At 63.7% G+C, this 19,293-nt stretch carries 16 protein-coding genes; 9 read left to right on the top strand and 7 right to left on the bottom strand.

What is annotated here, in order from left to right; translation table 11 throughout:
• Positions 1–156: 156 nt before the first annotated feature.
• Positions 157–894 (bottom strand): transporter substrate-binding domain-containing protein, encoded by a 738-nt coding sequence (locus GGR36_RS10830; protein WP_183634605.1) that lies wholly within the window; start codon positions 892–894, stop codon positions 157–159.
• Positions 895–1,173: 279 nt separating this feature from the next.
• Here GGR36_RS10830 and GGR36_RS10825 point away from each other — a divergent pair, with 279 nt between their 5' ends.
• From GGR36_RS10825 to GGR36_RS10800, 6 genes are all read left to right on the top strand, one after another.
• Positions 1,174–1,770 (top strand): FMN-dependent NADH-azoreductase, encoded by a 597-nt coding sequence (locus GGR36_RS10825; RefSeq protein ID WP_183634604.1) that lies wholly within the window; start codon positions 1,174–1,176, stop codon positions 1,768–1,770.
• A gap of 44 nt (positions 1,771–1,814) precedes the next feature.
• The gene (locus GGR36_RS10820; RefSeq protein WP_183634603.1) at positions 1,815–2,705 is read left to right on the top strand and encodes a pirin family protein; all 891 of its coding nucleotides are present in this window, start codon (positions 1,815–1,817) and stop codon (positions 2,703–2,705) included.
• 236 nt (positions 2,706–2,941) lie between these two features.
• Positions 2,942–3,841 (top strand): GDP-mannose 4,6-dehydratase, encoded by a 900-nt coding sequence (locus GGR36_RS10815; RefSeq protein ID WP_183634602.1) that lies wholly within the window; start codon positions 2,942–2,944, stop codon positions 3,839–3,841.
• Positions 3,838–4,812 (top strand): GDP-mannose 4,6-dehydratase, encoded by a 975-nt coding sequence (locus GGR36_RS10810; RefSeq protein ID WP_183634601.1) that lies wholly within the window; start codon positions 3,838–3,840, stop codon positions 4,810–4,812. Before GGR36_RS10815 ends, GGR36_RS10810 begins: the two co-directional genes overlap by 4 nt.
• A 130-nt stretch (positions 4,813–4,942) precedes the next feature.
• The gene (locus GGR36_RS10805) at positions 4,943–6,100 is read left to right on the top strand and encodes a glycosyltransferase family 4 protein (RefSeq protein WP_183634600.1); all 1,158 of its coding nucleotides are present in this window, start codon (positions 4,943–4,945) and stop codon (positions 6,098–6,100) included.
• Complete coding sequence (locus GGR36_RS10800) at positions 6,097–7,239, top strand: glycosyltransferase family 4 protein (RefSeq protein ID WP_183634599.1); 1,143 nt, start codon at positions 6,097–6,099, stop codon at positions 7,237–7,239. Before GGR36_RS10805 ends, GGR36_RS10800 begins: the two co-directional genes overlap by 4 nt.
• Before the next feature lie 31 nt (positions 7,240–7,270).
• On the opposite strand, the gene GGR36_RS10795 is transcribed toward GGR36_RS10800, so the two are convergent.
• Positions 7,271–10,663 carry a glycosyltransferase gene (locus GGR36_RS10795; RefSeq protein WP_183634598.1) on the bottom strand — a complete coding sequence of 1,131 codons (3,393 nt, stop codon included), beginning with the start codon at positions 10,661–10,663 and terminating at the stop codon, positions 7,271–7,273.
• Complete coding sequence (locus GGR36_RS10790; protein ID WP_183634597.1) at positions 10,660–10,911, bottom strand: hypothetical protein; 252 nt, start codon at positions 10,909–10,911, stop codon at positions 10,660–10,662. Before GGR36_RS10790 ends, GGR36_RS10795 begins: the two co-directional genes overlap by 4 nt.
• A 146-nt stretch (positions 10,912–11,057) precedes the next feature.
• Here GGR36_RS10790 and GGR36_RS10785 point away from each other — a divergent pair, with 146 nt between their 5' ends.
• The 3 genes from GGR36_RS10785 to GGR36_RS10775 are packed head-to-tail and all read left to right on the top strand — an operon-like array spanning position 11,058 to position 13,929.
• A complete protein-coding gene (locus GGR36_RS10785; protein ID WP_221229522.1) occupies positions 11,058–11,903 on the top strand; it encodes a class I SAM-dependent methyltransferase in 846 nt (281 codons plus the stop codon).
• Entirely contained in the window at positions 11,900–12,694 is a 795-nt protein-coding gene (locus GGR36_RS10780) for an ABC transporter permease (RefSeq protein ID WP_183634596.1), read from the top strand. The genes GGR36_RS10785 and GGR36_RS10780 overlap by 4 nt, the downstream gene beginning before the upstream one ends.
• Positions 12,694–13,929 (top strand): ABC transporter ATP-binding protein, encoded by a 1,236-nt coding sequence (locus tag GGR36_RS10775; RefSeq protein ID WP_183634595.1) that lies wholly within the window; start codon positions 12,694–12,696, stop codon positions 13,927–13,929. Before GGR36_RS10780 ends, GGR36_RS10775 begins: the two co-directional genes overlap by 1 nt.
• Before the next feature lie 10 nt (positions 13,930–13,939).
• Here the strand turns inward: GGR36_RS10775 and GGR36_RS10770 are convergent, their stop codons facing one another.
• From GGR36_RS10770 to GGR36_RS10755, 4 genes are read right to left on the bottom strand one after another with little or no spacing between them, the layout of a single operon-like run.
• Entirely contained in the window at positions 13,940–15,049 is a 1,110-nt protein-coding gene (locus GGR36_RS10770) for an acyltransferase family protein (protein ID WP_183634594.1), read from the bottom strand.
• Positions 15,050–15,058: 9 nt separating this feature from the next.
• On the bottom strand, positions 15,059–16,162 hold the full coding sequence (locus tag GGR36_RS10765; protein ID WP_183634593.1) for an acyltransferase family protein: 1,104 nt from the start codon (positions 16,160–16,162) through the stop codon (positions 15,059–15,061).
• Positions 16,159–17,514: a glycosyltransferase gene (locus GGR36_RS10760; RefSeq protein WP_183634592.1), complete on the bottom strand. Its 1,356-nt coding sequence runs from the start codon at positions 17,512–17,514 to the stop codon at positions 16,159–16,161. The genes GGR36_RS10765 and GGR36_RS10760 overlap by 4 nt, the downstream gene beginning before the upstream one ends.
• Positions 17,511–19,190: a DUF7024 domain-containing protein gene (locus tag GGR36_RS10755; protein ID WP_183634591.1), complete on the bottom strand. Its 1,680-nt coding sequence runs from the start codon at positions 19,188–19,190 to the stop codon at positions 17,511–17,513. Before GGR36_RS10755 ends, GGR36_RS10760 begins: the two co-directional genes overlap by 4 nt.
• Positions 19,191–19,293 lie beyond the last annotated feature (103 nt).

Here is a 19,293-nt window from a genome sequence, read left to right as displayed (position 1 = left end):
AGCCTGTTTTCTCGGTGTCGGACACCTGTTTTCGCGTGGATCAATCGCCGCAGCCTGTGGCACGCAGCCACGACGTACATGCCGGCTTCGCGACAACTGCGGAGCGGTCTGCCGCTGCGGGTCATGCTGCGCGTGGGCAGACCGCGTTGGGCGGTGCTACTCGGTGATCGCGTACTTGGCCCGCAGCTTGGCGACGAGGTCTTTTTCCTGCTTCAGGAACTCGTCGAATTGCGCCACCAGCGCAGGGTTCTTGGTCGATGAGAGCGAATACCCGGACTGGGTGTTGGGCAGCGATTTGTCGTACTTCAGAAGGCCGGGCGACTTGAAGACTTCCGTCAGTTGGTAATTGCCGATTGTCGGGCTGATGTAGATCGCGTCGACCTGCTTGATCGTGCCCATCTTCACCAGGGTCGAAAAGGAGTTGGCCTCGGTCATCGTAATCGCCTTGCTCTTGATCGCGTCCTGCAGCGGCCAGGGGGTGAAGCCACGTACCGTGCCGACTTTCTTGACCGCATCCATCCCCTTGCCGACGGCATCAGGCGGAACCATGAGGCCTTCGGTGACGTTCACCACCGGAGCGCTATAGGTGATGGTCTTGCCGGTGCGCTTTTCCTTGTTCCAGTGGGCGTTGTCGGGGAACTTGGCGTCAATGTCCTTGCCGTCCAGCAGGGCGTTGAACAGGCTCGGAATATCCATCGGCTTGTAGGTGATCGTGTGCTTGTACTTGGCGGCAAAGGCATCAAGCAATTCGCGCGCAAAACCGGCGTAGTTGCCGTTTTCGGTTTTGTAGAACGGGTAGTAATTGATGTCCTCGACACCAACGACAAGCGTGTCGGCCTGAGCGGCAAACGACCACAGGGATGCTGCGGCCAAGAGTGCAAGACGTGTTTTCATCGATTCGTTCTCCGAGCGGCTTGAGGGTGTTCGGGCGACGCATCGCCGTCCGGGCTACTGTGAGTTGCCCGGAGGCGGCGTCCGTGACTGAGTATCGGCGCGCTGCGTGAAAGGCTTGAGTCGCTTGGGGCTGGCTTGCGTCCATGCGTGGAATCATCCGCCAATTGTTGCATTGGTGGAATAGTGTTGTGAGAAATGATGGCTTCTGGTGCTTCTGGCGCGCAAATAGACTTCATCCATCGAATGCCGCATCGCGCGGCCTTACCGACGGAGAACACCATGAACATCCTGCAGATCAATTCCAGCGCCAAGACCCAAGGGTCCGAATCGACCCGACTTGCCAATCTGATCGCCGAGCGCCTGCTCGCGCAACGCCCAGACGCGAATCGCGTGGTCCGCGACCTCGCGCTGCAGCCGCTTCAAACGCTGGATGAGGCGGCGCTCGGCGCGCTCTTTACGCCCGAGGCGGCGCGCACTCCGGCCCAGGCGGCTCGCGTTGCGATCGATGATGCGCTGATTGCCGAAGTGCTGGCGGCGGATGTGCTGGTACTCGGTGTGCCGATGTACAACCTCGGTGTTCCGGCCCAGCTGAAGAACTGGATCGACGCGATTTCGCGCGCCCGCGTCACCTTCCGCTACACCGAAAACGGGCCGCAAGGGCTGCTGACCGGCAAGACGGTGTATCTCGCGCTCACGCGCGGCGGCCGCTACCGCGATACGCCGATGGATACGCTTGTGCCTTACCTGCGCACGGTGTTGGGCTTTCTCGGCATGACCGATGTCCGAACCGTCTACGCTGAAGGCTTGGCGATGGGTGCCGAAGCCATCGCGAACGCATTCGAACAGGCGGAAGGTGAAATCGCGGCGCTCGTCTGATCGCCGGAACGTGAAGACGCTCGCAGTAACCGAAAGGGCATGAAATGGAATCCACCTGGCAAGTCACCCGATCACGCAAGGTAGAGCGGCAGGTCGCCGGCATGGCGACCTCCGACGGCGCCGGCGTCAAACTCACCCGCGTGCTTACCCAGCCGCTGCAGCGCCGGCTCGATCCCTTCCTGATGCTCGACGCCTTCGGTAGCGATTCGGCATCCGACTACATCGCAGGTTTTCCGCCGCATCCGCACCGGGGGTTCGAGACGGTGACCTACATGCTCGCAGGTCGTATGCGACACCGCGATAGCGCCGGCAACGAAGGGCTGATCGAGGACGGTGGCGTGCAGTGGATGAGCGCGGCCCGCGGCGTCATCCACTCCGAAATGCCGGAGCAGGAAGCGGGGCGTATGGAAGGCTTCCAGCTCTGGCTGAACTTGCCCGCGGCGACGAAGATGGCGGCGCCCTGGTATCGCGATATCCCGGCAGCCGACGTACCGGAGTTCGTCACCGACAGCGGGGCTCGGGTGCGGGTGATCGCGGGGGCGAGTCATGGTGTTGCCGGTGCGATGCAGCGGCCTGATACCGAGCCGCTTTATCTGGATGTCCAGCTGCCGGCTGGTGCCCGTTTCGAACAGGCGTTGCCGCCGGGGCACAACGCATTTGCGTACGTCTATCGCGGCGAAGTTGCGCTGGGGGCGCAACAGGAAGGCATTGCGGAACGGCGCATGGCGATCCTGACCAACGAGCCCGATAGCGATGGCGTGGTCGTGCAGGCGTGCCGCGATGCGCGACTGATCCTGGTGGCCGGAAGGCCACTCGGCGAGCCGATCGTGCAATACGGCCCCTTCGTCATGAATACGCGTGACGAAATCGAAGCCACCTTGGCAGAGTTTCGCGATGGACGCTTCGAGGCGATGGCGGGAACGCTCAAGGGATAGGCCACACCTTGCAAGGCGCCGCTGCCGTAGCAAGGATTTGCGCGGCGCCTGCCTTGCCGCAGAGCGCAAACGGCCTGGTCGCCGACATGCCGTGACGCGCGCGGTGCGCAGGTGCGGGCAAGAAAACTGCCGAGGCAGATACGATTCCGGTGGTTTTTTCCATACGTATCCGTATGCCGGCACCCCCCCCGTTTGGTGTTAGCATCGCGGCGTTTCGAGCCGAAGGGATATGCTGGATGCAAGGCGTTTGGGTGACCGGGCGAGGGGGCTTTGTTGCGCCGCACATTGCTGCGCACGCACAGGCGCGCGGCGGCATCAAGGTGCTGTCCAGCGATCTGGACGTGCGGGATCGCGATGCGGTGGCGACGTTCCTGCAGGCGGCGCGGCCAGACGCCATTGTTCATCTGGCGGCTCAGAGTCACGTGCCGGCCTCGTTTGCCGACCCGCGCGACACCCTCGATACCAATCTGATGGGCACGCTGTCGGTGCTGCAGGCATGTCGCGACGCCGGCTTTGAGGGGCGTCTGCTCTTCGTCAGCAGCGGCGATGTCTATGGTCTGCTGGATCCGACCGAGCTTCCGGTGCGCGAATCCCGCCCGGCACGCCCCCGTAACCCCTATGCGGTGAGCAAGGTCGCGGCAGAGCTGCTTTGCTGGCAGTGGAACATCACCGAGGGGCTCGATGTCGTCATCGCGCGCCCCTTCAACCACATCGGGCCAGGCCAGAGCGAGCGTTTCGTGGTCGCCGACTTCGCCCGCCAGATCATCGAAATCAGGCAAGGCAAGCGCGAGCCGGTGCTGCACGTCGGCGACATCGACGTGACGCGTGATTTCTGTGATGTGCGCGACATCGTGTCGGCCTATTTCGCCTTGCTCGAAAAGGGGCGGCGCGGCGAAATCTACAACGTATGTTCGGGGGTCGAGCGCACAGTTCGCAGCGTGATCGAGCGGCTGCTGTCGCTCGCCGGCGTGCGCGCCGACATCGTCCAGGAGAGCGCCCGCCTGCGGCGGGCAGAACAACGTCGGGTGCAGGCTGATTGCAGCCGGCTGCAGAACGACACGGGATGGCGGGCAGCGATCGAGTTCGACCGCACCCTTGAGGACATCCTCGATTATTGGGAGAGCCAGCTGAAATGACGAAACGGGCTTTGGTCACCGGAGTGACCGGGCAGGATGGCGCCTACCTTGCGCAGCTGCTGCTTGGCAAGGGCTACGAAGTCCACGGATTGCTTGCACGCCGCAGTACCGACACGAAGTGGCGGCTGCGCGAGCTGGGCATCGACGGGGACATCCGCTTCATCGAAGGAGATCTCGCCGATGCGGCTTCGCTGCAGCGAGCGCTGGTCAAGTCGCAGGCCGACGAGGTCTACAACCTGGGGGCGCAGAGCTTTGTCGCCAGTTCCTGGGATCAGCCGCTTCTGACTGGTACGGTCGATGCGCTGGGCGTCACCGGGCTCCTGGAAGCGATTCGCCAATTCAAACCCGATGCGCGTTTCTACCAGGCCTCCACCAGCGAGATGTTCGGTTTGATCCAGGCCGAGCGCCAGGATGAAAACACCCCGTTCTATCCGCGCAGCCCCTACGGTGTCGCCAAGCTCTACGGACACTGGATCACGGTGAACTACCGCGAAAGTTTCGGCCTGCACGCGTCCAGCGGCATTCTTTTCAACCACGAGTCGCCGCTGCGTGGGATCGAATTCGTCACCCGCAAGGTGACCGACGCCGTGGCCCGCATCAAGCTCGGCAAGCAACGCGAACTGCGCCTCGGGAACATCGACGCCAAGCGTGACTGGGGCTTTGCCGGCGACTACGTCGAAGCGATGTGGCTGATGCTGCAGCAGGCGAAACCGGCTGACTATGTCGTCGCGACCGGCGTCACGACAACAGTGCGCGACATGTGCAAGATCGCGTTCGAAGCGGTGGGTCTCAATTACCAGGATCACGTCGTTGTCGATCCCGCATTCTTCCGCCCTGCCGAGGTTGATATCCTGCTTGGCAATCCTGCAAAGGCCGAGCGCGTGCTAGGCTGGAAACCCAGGACTAGCCTCGTCGAGTTGATCGGCATGATGGTCGAGGCCGATCTGCGACGTGTCGGCCGCGAACAGTAAGCCGGATCTCAATACCAGCAGTGCCGCTCCCCCCGGCGGCTCGATGAAATTCCGCGCAGGCAGGTGCGGAGCGCCCCGGCGTTCCGACTTGCAGCGCGCCGGGGCCGGGGCTATCCGGCGGGTGACGCCTTTGAAGCTGATATTCGATGTCGACGCGGTGCGACCGCCGCTTACCGGGGTTGGACGCTATGCGTGGGAGCTTGCACAAGGCTATGCGGCCCGGCTTCCGTCCAATCGCTTGAAGCTCTACGCAGCCGGGCGCTGGGTGCGCGATCTCGAGCGCCGGCTTCAAGGGTCGATGGCGGGCCCGGCGTTGCGTCGGCGCGTCGCGGCCTTGCGGCTCGCAGGTAGCGCCTACCGACGCGCGCTACCTCTGGTGGCGCGAATGCGCCTGCGGGGATTCGAGGACCATGTTTTCCATGGACCCGCCTATGTCGTGCCGCCGTTCGCCGGTGTTTCGGTTGCGACGATCCACGATCTGTCGACCTACCTGTATCCCGAATATCACCCGCCAGAGCGCGTGCGCCATGTGAATCGGGGGATCGAGAATGCGCTGCGCCATGCGCAGTTCCTGATTACCGATTCGGAGCACGTGCGGCGCGATCTGATCGACCGATTCGCCTGGTCGCCCACGCAGGTAGCGACGATTCCGCTCGGTGCGAGTGGTCATTACCGACCTGGGCAGCGTCGGCAGGCGCACGCCTATCTCGCATCGCTGAATCTGGAGGTCGATGCCTTCGTGCTGTACATCGGGACGATCGAACCACGGAAGAACCTTGAGGTGTTGCTCGACGCCTATGATGGACTCGCTCCGACGCTGCGCCGACGTTTTCCACTTGTCTTTGCCGGCTATGAGGGTTGGCACAGCGAAGCGGTCCATGCCCGCATCGCACGTGCGGCGAGCGAAGGATGGGCGCGTTACCTGGGCTATGTGGATGAAGCCATGATGCCGGCCCTCACTGCTGCAGCCCGTCTCTTCGTTTACCCCTCGCGCTATGAAGGATTCGGTTTGCCGGTGATTGAAGCCATGGCGAGTGGTGTTCCTGTGATTGCCGCCAACACGTCTTCGCTGCCTGAGGTGACGCAAGGTGCCGCACGACTGCTCGATCCGGACGATGTTGCGGGCTGGCGGGGCGCGATTGCCGAACTGCTTGAGAATGCGCACCAACGCATGCAGATGCGGGAGGCAGGATTGCGGCAGGCAACCGGGTTTACCTGGGATCGAACCGTGGACCAGACACTGGCATGCTTGCAGCATGTCGCCACAAGCCGGGGGGCGCGGGCATGAAGGTGCTGCATTTCTACAAGACCTATCGCAGTGAATCCTGGGGCGGCATCGAGCAGGTGATGTGGCAGTTGTGCACGTCGAGCAAACGTCACGGCATACAGAGCGAGGTGCTGACCCTCAGTCGCCATGGCGAGGATGTGGACTACGACGGGCATCGCGTGCATCGCGCACGGCTGGATTTCGAAATCGCATCTACAGGGTTCTCCGCGTCGGCGCTTCGACGCCTCGCAGAGCTCGCAAGACACGCGGACGTCATCCATTACCACTTCCCGTGGCCGTTCATGGACCTGGCGCATTTCCTCACGCGCGTGGATAAACCGACGGTCGTCAGCTACCACTCCGACATCATTCGCCAGAAGCACTGGCTCAAGCTCTACAGCCCCCTCATGCGGCGATTCCTCGGCAGCGTCAGCCGCATCGTGGTCGCTTCGCCGAACTACCTGCGAACCAGCGAGGTTCTCGCGCGCCTGCCGCAAGACAAGATCGACGTCGTGCCCTATGGCCTCGACCGTGCCGCCTATCCCGATCCGACATCCGAACAGATGGCCGAATGGGAGGCCCGCGTTGGGCGGCGCTTCTTCCTTTTCGTCGGGGTGTTGCGCTACTACAAGGGCCTGCACATTCTGATCGAGGCCGCGAAGGGGACGGATCTGCCGGTGGTGATCGTCGGTGCAGGCCCGGTAGAGGCCGAACTGCGCGCGCAGGTAGCGCAACTCGGGTTGAGCAACGTTCACTTTCTCGGGCCGGTTTCCGAGGTGGACAAGGTGGCGCTGATCCGCCTGTGTTATGCGATGGTCTTCCCGTCGCATTTGCGTTCCGAGGCTTTCGGCATTTCGCTGCTTGAAGGCGCGATGTATGGCAAGCCGCTCATTTCGAGCGAGATCGGGACCGGAACCAGCTACATCAATATCAACGGCGAGACTGGGCATGTCGTGCCGCCAAGCGACCCGGACGCCTTCCGCGCTGCGATGCTGGACCTGTGGCAAAAGCCGGAGCGCGCGCGCACCATGGGGCAGAGCGCCGCGGCGCGGTTCGAGCGCCTATTTACTTCGGAGAACATGACCAGCCGATACATGCAGATCTACAGGCAAGTCGTGCATCAGGCCGCAAAGGCGGGCGTGCCGGTTTCAGTGCGCTGAGGCACTCTTCGCCGGCCTTCCACCCCGCCCCCTATTGCCGGGGTTTGCGTGCAATCAGGATCCGGGTTTTCGGCATGACCTGATCAAGCCGTGCGCGAAGCGCTTCGCCTTCCGGGTGAGCAAGCACCATTTCCCATAAGCGTGCCCACGTTTCGACGATGGGCGGGAAGGGCGGTTCCAGAAAACCCATCGACGGTGCGCCATCCGGGAACGACGAACCCTTGCCTGACAGCCAGAACAGCGCCATCGCCATGTTCCAGTAGAAGCTGTAGCTGTGGCGCCGTTCGATGATGAGCCCGGCTTCGGTTACCAGGCTTTCGAAGTCGCCCTCGGAAAGCACGCGGATGTGGTTGGGAAACCGGAAGTAGGCGTCAGGCGCGACCGTGCGCTGCAGGGCTTCGCTCGCTGCGTCCGGTACCGCGAACAGCAGCAGCGCGCCCGGCGCCGCCACCCGCGCGAATTCGCGCATCACGATCTTCGGGTCGGCCACATGCTCCAGCATCTCCATGGCGATGACGCGCGTCGCGATGCCGTCATCCAGCGGTAGCGGATTCGAGTCAGTTGCGATGCCGCGCCAAGCACGCGCGCCAGACGCCGGCATCCGCGCTTCAAGCGCAGAGATGGCAGCCTGGTCGACGTCGGCGAAGATCACCGATGCGCCACGCTGGGCAGCGAAGATCGTCGCCATGCCCGCGCCACAGCCGACATCGAGCACGGTGTCGTCCGCGGAGATCGGGAACCCCTCCAGCAATTCGTGGGTGTCTTGCCGGTACCAGCCAGCCCGTACGGCATCGACCAGCCCGACCATGCGGGGGTCGACCTGCGCCGGGAGCGAAGTGGTGGCAGTCCCTGCTGGGAGTGATTGTGCCGACGGCGCTGCCGACGCCGGACTGTCGCCGTTCTGCTTGAGCATGGTGTGGCCTTGAGAGTGTGCACTGGGGGCGGGCGGCAGCAGCGCCGCAACAAGTTGCGCGGTGCTTTGCGCCCAGGTCAGGCATTGGATACCGTGGGACCTTGGTGCTGCGGGGCCCTGTTGCAGCCAGTCGCGAATCGACATGGCCAGCGAGTGCGCGTCGTCGCCCGAGAAATAGCTGGCATGTCCGCCGGCGATTTCCCGGAAGACCGGCAGGTCGCGGGCGATGATGGGCAAGCCGTGCAGCGCACCTTCGATCAGCGGCAGGCCGAAACCTTCACCTTCCGACGGGGCGAGCAGCACGGTTGATGCCCGGTACAGGGCCTCGAGATACTCGTCGCTGGCGCCTTCCATCCAGAACAAGCGCGTGCCGCGGTCGGGGTGCTGGCGCAAGCGTGCGATCAAGTCATCGACCATCCACCCTGCCTTGCCGACGATGACCAGGTTCGCGCAGACGCCGTCGCGCCACAGTTGTTCAAAGGCTTCAAGCGCCTGACGGTGTCCTTTGCGCGGCTCCAGTGTGCCGACCATCAGGAAGGCCGGCGCGCGAGCGATCGCGGCGAGCGTCGCCGCAGCATCGTCTGGCATGCCGCCGCTGGGCGCCGAACTGCGCACGTCGGCGCCAAGATGGAACCAGCCCAGCCTGGGCGTGCGATCGATGCCGTGCTCTGCGAGCCAAGCGGCAAAGTCGTCCCGCACCGCGCGAGAGATGCCAAGCACGACATCGGCCTCGCGCCCGAGCAATTCTGCCCAGCGTTCGAACATCGCGCCGGTGCCCTGCGGCCACCACTCCGGATGTCGCAGCGGCAAGGTGTCGTAGGCGACAAAGGCTAGCTGCATGCCGCGTCTGCGCTGGCGGGCAAGCCATGGCATCGCTTGCGGCAGGCGGTCGGCAATCAGGTCGAGGCCAAGGAATACGTCCCCACGCCATGTTTCGAGCAGAGGGTCTTCGACGATCGATGCGCCGGGCACGCGACGCAGCCGCGCCAGATAGCGTCGGGCCAGTCGGTAACGGCCGCAGCTGCGGTCAAAACGCACCGGCTCGACGTCGTACTCAGGTGGTGGCGTTTCAAGCAGGTGCAGGAGTACCGCCCGTACCACGCGCTGGATGCCTGTGCCGGCATCACGCTCGGCGAGCTCTGAGATATCGACCAGCAGACGGCGGGTGGGCGGCGGGGGAAGGTTGTCGGCAATGGCTTGGGCGATGGTCGGCCATTGACGCTCAGCCAGCGGCAGTGCGGCGAGGGCTTCGATCAATTGCGGATATGCGCTGCTTGCCGTTGTGTGCGAAGCGCGGGCAGCAATCCGCTCGAAAGCGGCAATGGCGCGAAGCGCCGTCTCGTCCCACGAAAAGCGTGCGCACTGCTGCAATGCGTGCTTCGAGAACGCCTCGCGGAAATCTGTGTCGGTGAGGCCCCGCTCGAGCGCGCGTGCGATATCCGCATCGCTCTTGGGGTCGAACAAGGCATCGGCAAAGTCGATGACCTCGGGCAGGCTGCTGGTGCTGGAGGTCACCACCACGGCCCCGCACGCCATCGCCTCCAGCACCGGCAGGCCGAAGCCCTCATGCAGCGACGGGAAGGCGAGGAGTCGGCAGTTCCGGTAGAGCGCCAGCAGGTCGTCGTCGTTGACATGGCCGGTCAGCACCAGTTCGTCGGTGGCCAGCCCTGCTCGTGAGGCCAGTTCGCGCAAGCGCAGCCGCTCACTGTCGGGCCCCTGCGCGAGCAAGAGCAACTGGTGGGTCAGCCGCAGCGCTTTCGGAAGCTGCGCCCAGGCGCGGATCAGGCCTTCGAAGTTCTTGCGTGGCTCGATCACGCCGATGTGCATGACGAATGGGCGAGTCAGCCCGATGCGACTGCGCAGCGCGTCGAATGCTTGTGGCAATGTTTCGCCGCGACGGAAGCGCGGATCGATTGCCGCAGAAATATTCGTCACCTTGCTGGCCGGCAGATCGAGCGATTCGATCGTCTCGGCCGCGGCTGACGCGGAAATCGCGAGCAGCGCGTCGGCACGCTTCAGCGACTCGATCTTGCGAAGGTAATGGGCCCGGTACACCGGATCGTTCAGGTAAGCATCCGGATTTCGCAGCGGAATCAGATCGTAGAGGGTGACTGCAGTGGGCACCGTGCAGGCGAGGGTGCCGATCGAACTCACGACGTCGTCCCCGAAGCCCTCGAAGAGACTCCCGACATGCACCACGTCTGGGGCGATCGCGGCGATCGCGTACTCGCGGATCAATTCCGCCGCACGCGCACGCGCGTGATTGGCCGGGTCGCCCTCGGCCACCGGCGTGGGGGCCGGAAAGACGACGATGCGATCGGCGGGAAGCAGCGCGGAGAAATGCGCGCGCAGCGGCATCACCGTCTCAGGGATCATGTCGCCCAGCAGCAGCCATACCTCATGGGGGCCGGCATTTCGGATGATGCCTTCAGCGAGTGCCATGCAGTAGCGCCCGATGCCGCGCATCCGGCTCGCTGACTGGCAGCCTTGCAGATCGAGCAGGATCTTCACGGCGCAGGCCTCGCGTGCGCGTTCCGTGCGGCATCCAGATCGGCCAGCACGCCAGCGGCAACCGGCCCGAGCGGCGAGGCTGGCGGCGGGGCGATGCAAGGCGTCGGCTCCGGCGCGCGCACCGGCGCAACCGTACCGCGGACGCGGTTCAGGATCGCGCGCGCGAGGCGTTCCAGACGTGGCGTCTGCTTGATGCGGTAACGGGCGGAACGGAGCACGCGATTCGTGATGCGGCGGATCAGGTTCATGCGGATCAGATGTAAATGCGATACGTCACAAGACGTCTTGCTCGGCGTGAGTGCCGAGCGCGGGGGGCTGGCCGGGAGGATACATTAGAATCCCTGCTTTTCCGTACGTCTCCGTTTGGGGGCGTCGCCGTGCGCTGATCCGAGGAATGATGCTTCGCAAACTGCTGCAAGTCCTGAGCCCGCGATCCGAGTCGCCAATGCCGAGCGTGGAAGGCGCAGCAGAGCCGCCGACGGCAACAGGGCCGCTTGAGCCGGAACGCACCGTTGCACGCGATGGGGCGCTGAGCGGATGGTTCAACCATGAGACCGGCGAACTGCTGCCGGGCTATGATGCAAGTGGTGACGATGTCGTGCTGGATGTAGGGTGCGGCGATACGCCTCTGTCATCGTTCTTTGCGAATCGTGCCGGCTCGATGATCGTCGCGGATCTGCTGGCGGAGAACGTCGAGAAGGCCGAGTCGCGTCTGCGCGCGGTGGGCGCGCGCAATGTGCGGGCGATCGTCACTGACACCGACCCGTTGCCGCTGGATTCCGCCTCTGTGACGCGCGTCGTCGCAACCGAAGTGCTCGAGCATGTCCCTGATCCGACACGGTTCATGGCGGAGCTGGTTCGGGTCGGGCGGCCGGGCGCGCGGTATCTGCTGTCGGTACCGGATGCCAGTAGCGAAGCGCTGCAGCAGACGATCGCCGCGCCCAGCTACTTCGAGCCGCCCAACCATGTCCGCGTGTTTTCGCGCGAGGCTTTCGAACGACTGGTGGTCGATGCCGGCTTGGTCATCGAGCATCGCAAGCTGTACGGGTTCTACTGGACGATGTGGTGGTGCTTTTTCTGGACCTGCAAGCAGGATCTTTCCCCACCCTGGCATCCGCTGCTTGAAAGCTGGACGCGCACCTGGGGCTTGTTGCTGGATACCGAACAGGGCGGTCAGATCAAGGCTGTACTCGACAACGCGTTGCCGAAGAGCCAACTCATCGTGGCGAGAAAACCATGAGCAACCTGCTGCGCACCCTGTGGGCCTATCGTGGCTTCGTCTTCGGCAGCGTCAAACGCGAGTTCCAGGCGAAGTATCTGAACTCGCTGCTCGGCGCCGGCTGGGCGGTGCTCAACCCGCTCGCGATGATCATCGTCTATACGGTGATCTTTTCGCAGGTGATGCAGTCGCGGCTGCCGGGCGTCTCCAACAGTTTTGGCTACAGCATCTTTCTGTGTGCTGGCGTGCTGACCTGGGGCCTGTTTTCCGAAGTTGTTGCGCGTGCCACGTCGGTGTTTCTTGAACATGCAAACCTGATCAAGAAACTCAATTTCCCGCGCATCTGTCTGCCCGCTATCGTGCTGAGCACCGCACTCCTGAACTTCGCCATCATTTTCGGGCTGTTCACCGCGTTCCTCTTGCTGACCGGAAACTTCCCGGGCTGGGTGTTCTTCACGCTGATCCCTGTGTTCGCGACGATCGTGCTGCTGGCCACTGGCCTCGGTGTTACGTTCGGCGTGCTAAACGTGTTCTTTCGAGATGTCGGTCAGTTTGTCGGCGTGTTCCTTCAGTTCTGGTTCTGGTTCACGCCAATCGTCTATCCGCTCGCGATCCTTCCGGACTGGGCGCGCAAGTGGGTTCTGCTCAATCCGATGACCTGGCTGATCGGCGCATGCCAAGGGGTGCTGGTGGTCGGCGATTCGCCCGACTGGCTTGGGCTTGCACCGGTGCTGATCGCAGCCCTCGTGTTGTGCGGCATTGCGCTGATGATCTTTCGCAAGCGCGTCGGTGAAATGGTGGATGAACTCTGATGGGACACGTTCGGGTCCGCGGCCTCGGCAAGGCCTACAAGCAATACCGCACCCGCTGGAGTCGTCTCGCTGAGTGGGTGTTGCCAGCGAGCGGGAAGCTGCACGATCTGCGCTGGGTATTGCAGGACATCAACTTCGAGATCCAGGCGGGAGAATCGCTTGGCATCGTCGGGCTCAACGGTGCCGGCAAGAGCACGCTGCTGAAGCTGATATCCGGTCTCACTCACGCCACCGCGGGAGGCGTCGAAGTCGGTGGGCGGGTGGCTGCCTTGCTCGAACTGGGCATGGGCTTCCACAACGATTTCACCGGTCGGCAGAACGTCGTCATGGCCGGACAGTTGATGGGCCTTACGGTCGACGAAATCAACGCGCTGATGCCGCAGATCGAGGCCTTCGCAGAGATCGGCGACTACATCGACCAGCCCTTTCGCATCTATTCCAGCGGTATGCAGATGCGCCTGGCGTTCAGCGTAGCGACTGCACGAAGGCCCGACATCCTGATCGTCGATGAGGCGCTCTCGGTGGGCGATAGCTACTTCCAGCACAAGAGCTTTTCGCGCATCCGGGAGTTCCGCGAACAGGGGACAACGCTCCTTGTGGTGTCGCACGACCGCTATGCGATCCAGACCATCTGTGACCGTGCATTGCTACTCCACGCAGGGCGTCAGGCCCTGTTCGGTACGCCGCAAGAGGTGCTGGATTTCTACCATGCGCTGCTGACCGATATCGACCACGCGCTGATCAAGCAGGAAAAGCTCGAGAGTGGTCATGTCCGTACGCGGTCTGGTTCGGGCGATGCCGAGGTCGTCGATATCCGCTTGCTCGATGCTGAGGGCCGGCCCACCGAGGGCGTCGAAACCGGGGCGCCTGTCGAGCTGCTGATTTCGGTGGAGGCCCGCCGCGACTTCGAGCAACTCGTGCTGGGATTCCTGATCAAGGACCGGCTTGGTCAGGCGGTGTATGGCATCAACACCTTCCGCCTCGGGCAAGCCATTGCCGACGTGCATGCCGGCGAGCGCTTCGATGTGAGGATCCGCTTGAACATGAACCTCGGAAAGGGCAGCTATTCGCTGAGCACCGCGCTCACTGTCGGCGATTCACATCTCGACGAGAGTTGCGAGTGGTGCGATCACGCGCTGGTGTTTCATGTGATGAATCGCGCGCATCCGGATTTCGTTGGCGTCGCGTTGCTGGCGCCCGAAGTGCACATCGAGCGGATTCGCGCTTCGGACTGACTGCTCAGGGCTACCCGGGCCTACGCTGCTTTGTCCCGATGCGTGCCGCGACGCGGCGGCCATGGCTGCGTGCGGGCTGTTCGACCCATCGCCAGGTTGCCTCTGCTGCGCACCATGTCGCTGCCGCGGCGAGCGCAGAGAGGAGGTAGCGGGCCGAAGCATCCTGTTTGACGCCCAACCGGAACAGCGTTTCGCGTACTGCGTAGAAGACCGGAAGATGGACGAGATAGAGGGCGTAGGAGCGACTGCCCGCCCACAGCGTCATTCGATCGACCACGTTCGGGAGGCGCCAGCAGTTCTGGTCGAAGGCGGCTACGAAGACGAGCGCCCCGCATAGCAGCGTGATGACGGGCTGTGGTTGCGCCAGATACGGCCTTGCCACGCCGCCAAGCAATACCATCGCGCCGAGCACGCAGCCGAGCACCAGATAGCGCAGCCAGGGATGGCCAAGTGCGTTGAGCCTGAAGCGACGAACGACGGGGTGATCGATGGCGATGGCAACGAGTACGCCGATCGCGATGCCTTCGATGCGGAACACCGAGGCCAATTCTCCACCTGCGACGCGGACGGCGCAGAGCGCAGCAAGGGCGAGCCAGAGCTTGCTGCGAAACAGCAAGGCCGCAAGCGGCAGCGCGAGGTAGAACTGCTCCTCCAGTGAGAGGCTCCAGTAGTGCTCGGTGACGCCGTACTCGCTGCGCAAGAAAGTGTCGGCCAGGCGGAAATTGGCGATCTGCAGAACGCCGGCGGCAGTGGCTTTCAGATTGGCCGTCACGCTGCCGAAGACGCCGCTGCGGTTGTACAGCGCGGCAGCAGCCAATGGCAAAAGCAGCCATAGCCAGGCAGCGGGCCATAAGCGCCACGCCCGGCGCAGCCAGAACGCCAGCAGCGTGCGGGTAAGGTTTGCCCGGTCTTTGAACCCCGCCAGATCCGGGAGCAGACTGCGCGCGATGACAAAGCCTGAAATGGCGAAGAAGATGTCGACGCCGACCCAGAACCCGTAGCCGCCAACCGTCAGCGCAGAGGGCTTCCAGGCAAAGAGGTGGTGCGGCAGGTGCTGCGCGAAGACCAACAGGATCGAAATGCCCCGCAGCCGTTCGATGTCCGCGTTGAGTCGTGCCACCGTGCCGCCTCAGGCCTTGAAGGGAGCGAGGTGCCGACTGGCCAGCGCCGCGCCGTAACGCCGCAGCGGCTGTTCGACAAAGCGCCAGCTCAGTTCCACGGCCACGATCAGCAAGACGCATGCGGTCATGCCAAAGCGCAGCGCGTCGCCGTTGCCGGGTGACGTTACCCCGGCGCGGAACCACAACTCGCGCGTCGCCCAGAAGATCGGGATCTGCGCGAGGTAGAGCGAATAAGAACGGCTGCCGAACCACAGGACGACGCCGTGCAATGGGCGAGGCAAGCGCAAAAGGCCTCGATCCTGGGCCGCGATCACCAGCAGCGCGGTGGCGAACAACGCAATGATGCCTTGGGTGGGTGGCGGGCTGCTGCCTGTGACTTTCCCGAGAAGCAGCATCGGCCACAGGACTGCCGGGATGAGCGCCAGCCTGACCCATGGCGGCAAGCGCCCGAACCAGTCAGGAACCGCCAGGCGATTGTGCTGCTGCGCGATCGCGACCAGCACGCCCAGCGCCAGCCCCTCGACACGGAACGCTGAGCCAAGGTTGCCAATGGCGAATCGCACCAGCACGATCAGCAGAAGCAACCACAGCAGGCGCCGCCCGCATAGCAGAACCAGCAAGGGAAGAACGAGGTAGAACTGTTCTTCGAGCGACAGGCTCCAGTAGGGAAAGCTGACGCCATAGGGCTTGACGCCGAAAACGCGGTCGAGGCGCACATTCGCATACTGGAACACCCCGGCGGCAGTGGCTTCCAGGTTGGTCTGCAAGTCGCCGAACACGCCGCTTTCATTGAAAAGGCAGACCGCCATGAGGATCAGCGCAAGCCACAGCCACGCTGCCGGGAGCAGTCGCCAGGCGCGGCGGATCCAGAATGCGCGGATGACCGACCAGCGCGCCTCAGGGTTTGCGGCAGCGGCCAGTGCGGGCAAGAGCTGGCGAGCGATGACGTAGCCCGACACCGCAAAGAAGATGTCGACGCCGACCCACCAACCCAGGCGCGGCGGGTCAGAGGGGGAAACGGACCACGGGAAAATATCCGGGATGTGTTGCACCAGCACGCAGAGGATCGCGATACCACGCAGGACCTCGATGTCGTCGATGCGCGCCTTCATGTGGAACGCAGGCCGCGCAGGGCGCGCATTGCAAGGTTGCGCATGCGAGCGATCCGGTGGCGAATGCGGGTGACTACCGGCAGCGCGGCGGGGGCAAAACCGATGCCGCGCAGGTAGTCGTGCAGGTTGGCGACCACGACCTCGCTGGCGCAATAGCGTGCGAGTGCCTTGCTCGCGTTCCTTGACATCGCGGCATAGTGCCTAGGCTGTTGCTGGGCGAGATGCCAGCTAGCCAGGTAGGCGTCACGCAGCGATTCCCAATCAATCCGGTAGCGATGACAGCGCATGACCATGCGCGGATCGTGCGGCCAATGCGACCACTCCGGCGTTGCACGCACGACGAAGCTGTTTCTTGGGCTCACGTACTCCGTCATTGCAGTGTGGGCGGGCGCGACGGCCGGCTTGCCGGCTGACATGAACTCCATCAGCGGCAGGCATTGCCCTTCGCCCCGCGAACTGTTGACGACGAAATGGGTGCCACGGACCATCCGGGCATAGTTGCCGTCATCCAGAAAACCGTGGAGCGCGACAACCCGGCATTGGTAGGGGGCGAGCTTGCGCATTTCATGAAGCACCATCCCGCAGGCGAAGGCCGCATCGTGGTGCACCAGCTTCAGCAAGAGCGTGGCCTGCGGTTCGTCGCGGAACGCCCACACAAACGCGGTCAGCAGGTCGTGCCAGTTCTTTCGCTGGTCGTTCGGATTGAACACCGAGGTGTAAACGACGCCGCTCAGGCTCACACGGCAGGGGGACTTCGTGAAAGACGGTGACGCTGCGTCGCCCTGTCGCTCCAGTGCCAGCGACCGGGAATCAAGCACCACGCCGTCCACGTCCAGATACCACTCGTCGAGCCGCGGCAACGAACCGGGGGCTCCGCGCCCAAGAAACGCATCCCACACCGGTGCGGGCAGCGAGCAGGACGCGTGCTCCTGACCCAACGCTGCGCGTACGGCCGCCAGCGCAAACTGCGAATGCGTGATCGAGCCGCGCAGCGAGCGCAACACCTCCGCCCAGTTCTGGCGCGGATCCGCCCCCCACGATTCGTTCGGTATCGTGCTGTACTCCCAGGCGAAAACCGGCAGCGTCGGGCAGCGGATACCTGTTGGTACGCGATGGGGCGGCATGAACAGCAGTAAAACGGCCTGCCCCCCGTTTGCCGTGATCTGGTCATGGCGCGGGTCCGCCTGGGTAGCCGGGTCGTCAATCTGCTCGACCTGTCCGAGTCGCTCCAGCAGCGGAACGAAATGCCGCATCACGAAGTAGTAGCTGTAGTCGGCGCGCCCCATTTCGTTTTCGATGGTGGCGCCGCGCTGTGGTGCGTGTACCAGGAATACCAGCTTGCTGGCGCTCATTCACCGCACTCCCTTTGCAGGAAGGTGTGCAGCGCCTGGCGGACCACTTCGTCTGCGCTGAAGCGGCGCTGTGCGTCGCAGGCGGCTTGGCTCATCGCACGGTAGCGCTGTGGTTGCGAGCGGGCGACCTTGAAACTTTCCAGAAAAGCATTCGTCAGCGATTCTTGGTCGATCCGGTAGTAACAGGTCCGGAACAGATCGCGCGGATCGTGTGGCCACACCGTTGGCTCGAGCGAGGATCGAACGATGAAGGTGGATGCCGGCGTGACGTAGTCGGCCATCGCGGTATTGCAGGGCGCCACGGCTGGCACGCCTGCGCTCATGAATTCCATCAGCGGCATGCACAGGCCCTCGCCGTGCGAGGCATTCACGTAGTAGGTGGTGGCATCCATCAACTGCCCAAGCTCTGCGTCGTCGAGGTAGCCGTGCAAGGCGAGCACGCGGCATTTCGTAGGGCCCACCCGGTGCAGCAGATCCTGCAGGCGTCCGAGGAACGCCGCGATGCTGTGATGTGTCATCTTCAGCACCAGCGTTGCGTCCGGTTCTTCGCGGAACGCCAGGCAGAAGGCTTTGACGATGTCGCCCCAGTTCTTGCGACCGTCAGCCGGATTCAACACCGAGGTGTAGACCACGCCGTTGAGCGTGGTATCGAGTGTTGGCGGCCCGCTGGGCGGCGCATCGTTGCGGCCATCCAGACGCTCCAGTCCGATCCAGCGCAGGCCCAGACCCATGGTGCGCGGATCCGCGGCACCCGGGATCGATCGGGTGTCGAGATCACTGAAACGGATCAGGTTCGTACGAGCATCGAGGAAGAAATCGAAGGCGACCGGCGTGAAATCGGTGCCCAAGGTGAGTTCGTGTGTCTGGTTGCCGATATGCAGCCCGATCTTCCGGTTTGCGTTGTAGCCATACCCTCCGGCGCAGATCGAAAAGCGAACGATGCCTTCCAGCGCAAAGGGCAGCATGATCCATGGCGCGGCGATGCGTGACCAGGTGCCCCATGGCTCGGGCGCATAGAAGCCACCGAGGAAGCCACATGCGTCCTGGCCGCGCGCGAAGTGCAACTCGATCCGTTCGCCGGACCACGCTTCGGTGCAGAAGCGTTCCATCGGCGCGCGGCTGGCAAAGTGTTCGGGCGTGATCTCGTAGTCGCGACTATCGATGATCCGACCGCGGATGCGCAGCGTGCGCTCGCCTTCGGGCACGCCCCGCGGCGCGCGTTCGAAGCGGTTGAAGACCGGGACAGGAATGGCCGCTACCGCGAAATCGTCGCCCAGTTCGCGGCGCACGACGTCACGAGTCTGGGTCGACAACACGATGGCGCGGCGGTGGTCACGCAGCACCGTGCGCCAGTCTTCTTTCGGGTTGCCGTCCCACGCCTCGTTGGGCAGCGTGTCGAACTCCCAGGCGAATATCGTCAGGGTGGGGCACGACAACCCGGTTGGCGCCTTGTTCGGCGGCGAGAAGGACAGGAATATGCACGCTTCGCCTTGCGCACGCGCGGCACGATAGTGTGCGTCGACTTCGCGTTCCGGGTCGTCGATGCGCACCACTTCGCCGAGGCTTTCGAGCACCGGCAGGAAGCGCTTCAAGACGAAGAAGTAGCTGTATTCCGGTTTGCCCAGACTGTTGGCGAGCGCGGCTTCACCCACATGGGAGTGCACCAGGATGCGCATCGCTCAGGCCCCGCGGCGAGAAACGCCGCTTGATTGCTGCGGCTCAAGTGTCAGATGAGCGGCGCCGTCGCCCAGGGTGGCGGGGTGGTTCGTGTTCGCAGAA

Source organism: Niveibacterium umoris (assembly GCF_014197015.1).
Lineage (GTDB): Bacteria > Pseudomonadota > Gammaproteobacteria > Burkholderiales > Rhodocyclaceae > Niveibacterium > Niveibacterium umoris.
This window is presented reverse-complemented; position numbering and strand designations above follow the sequence as displayed.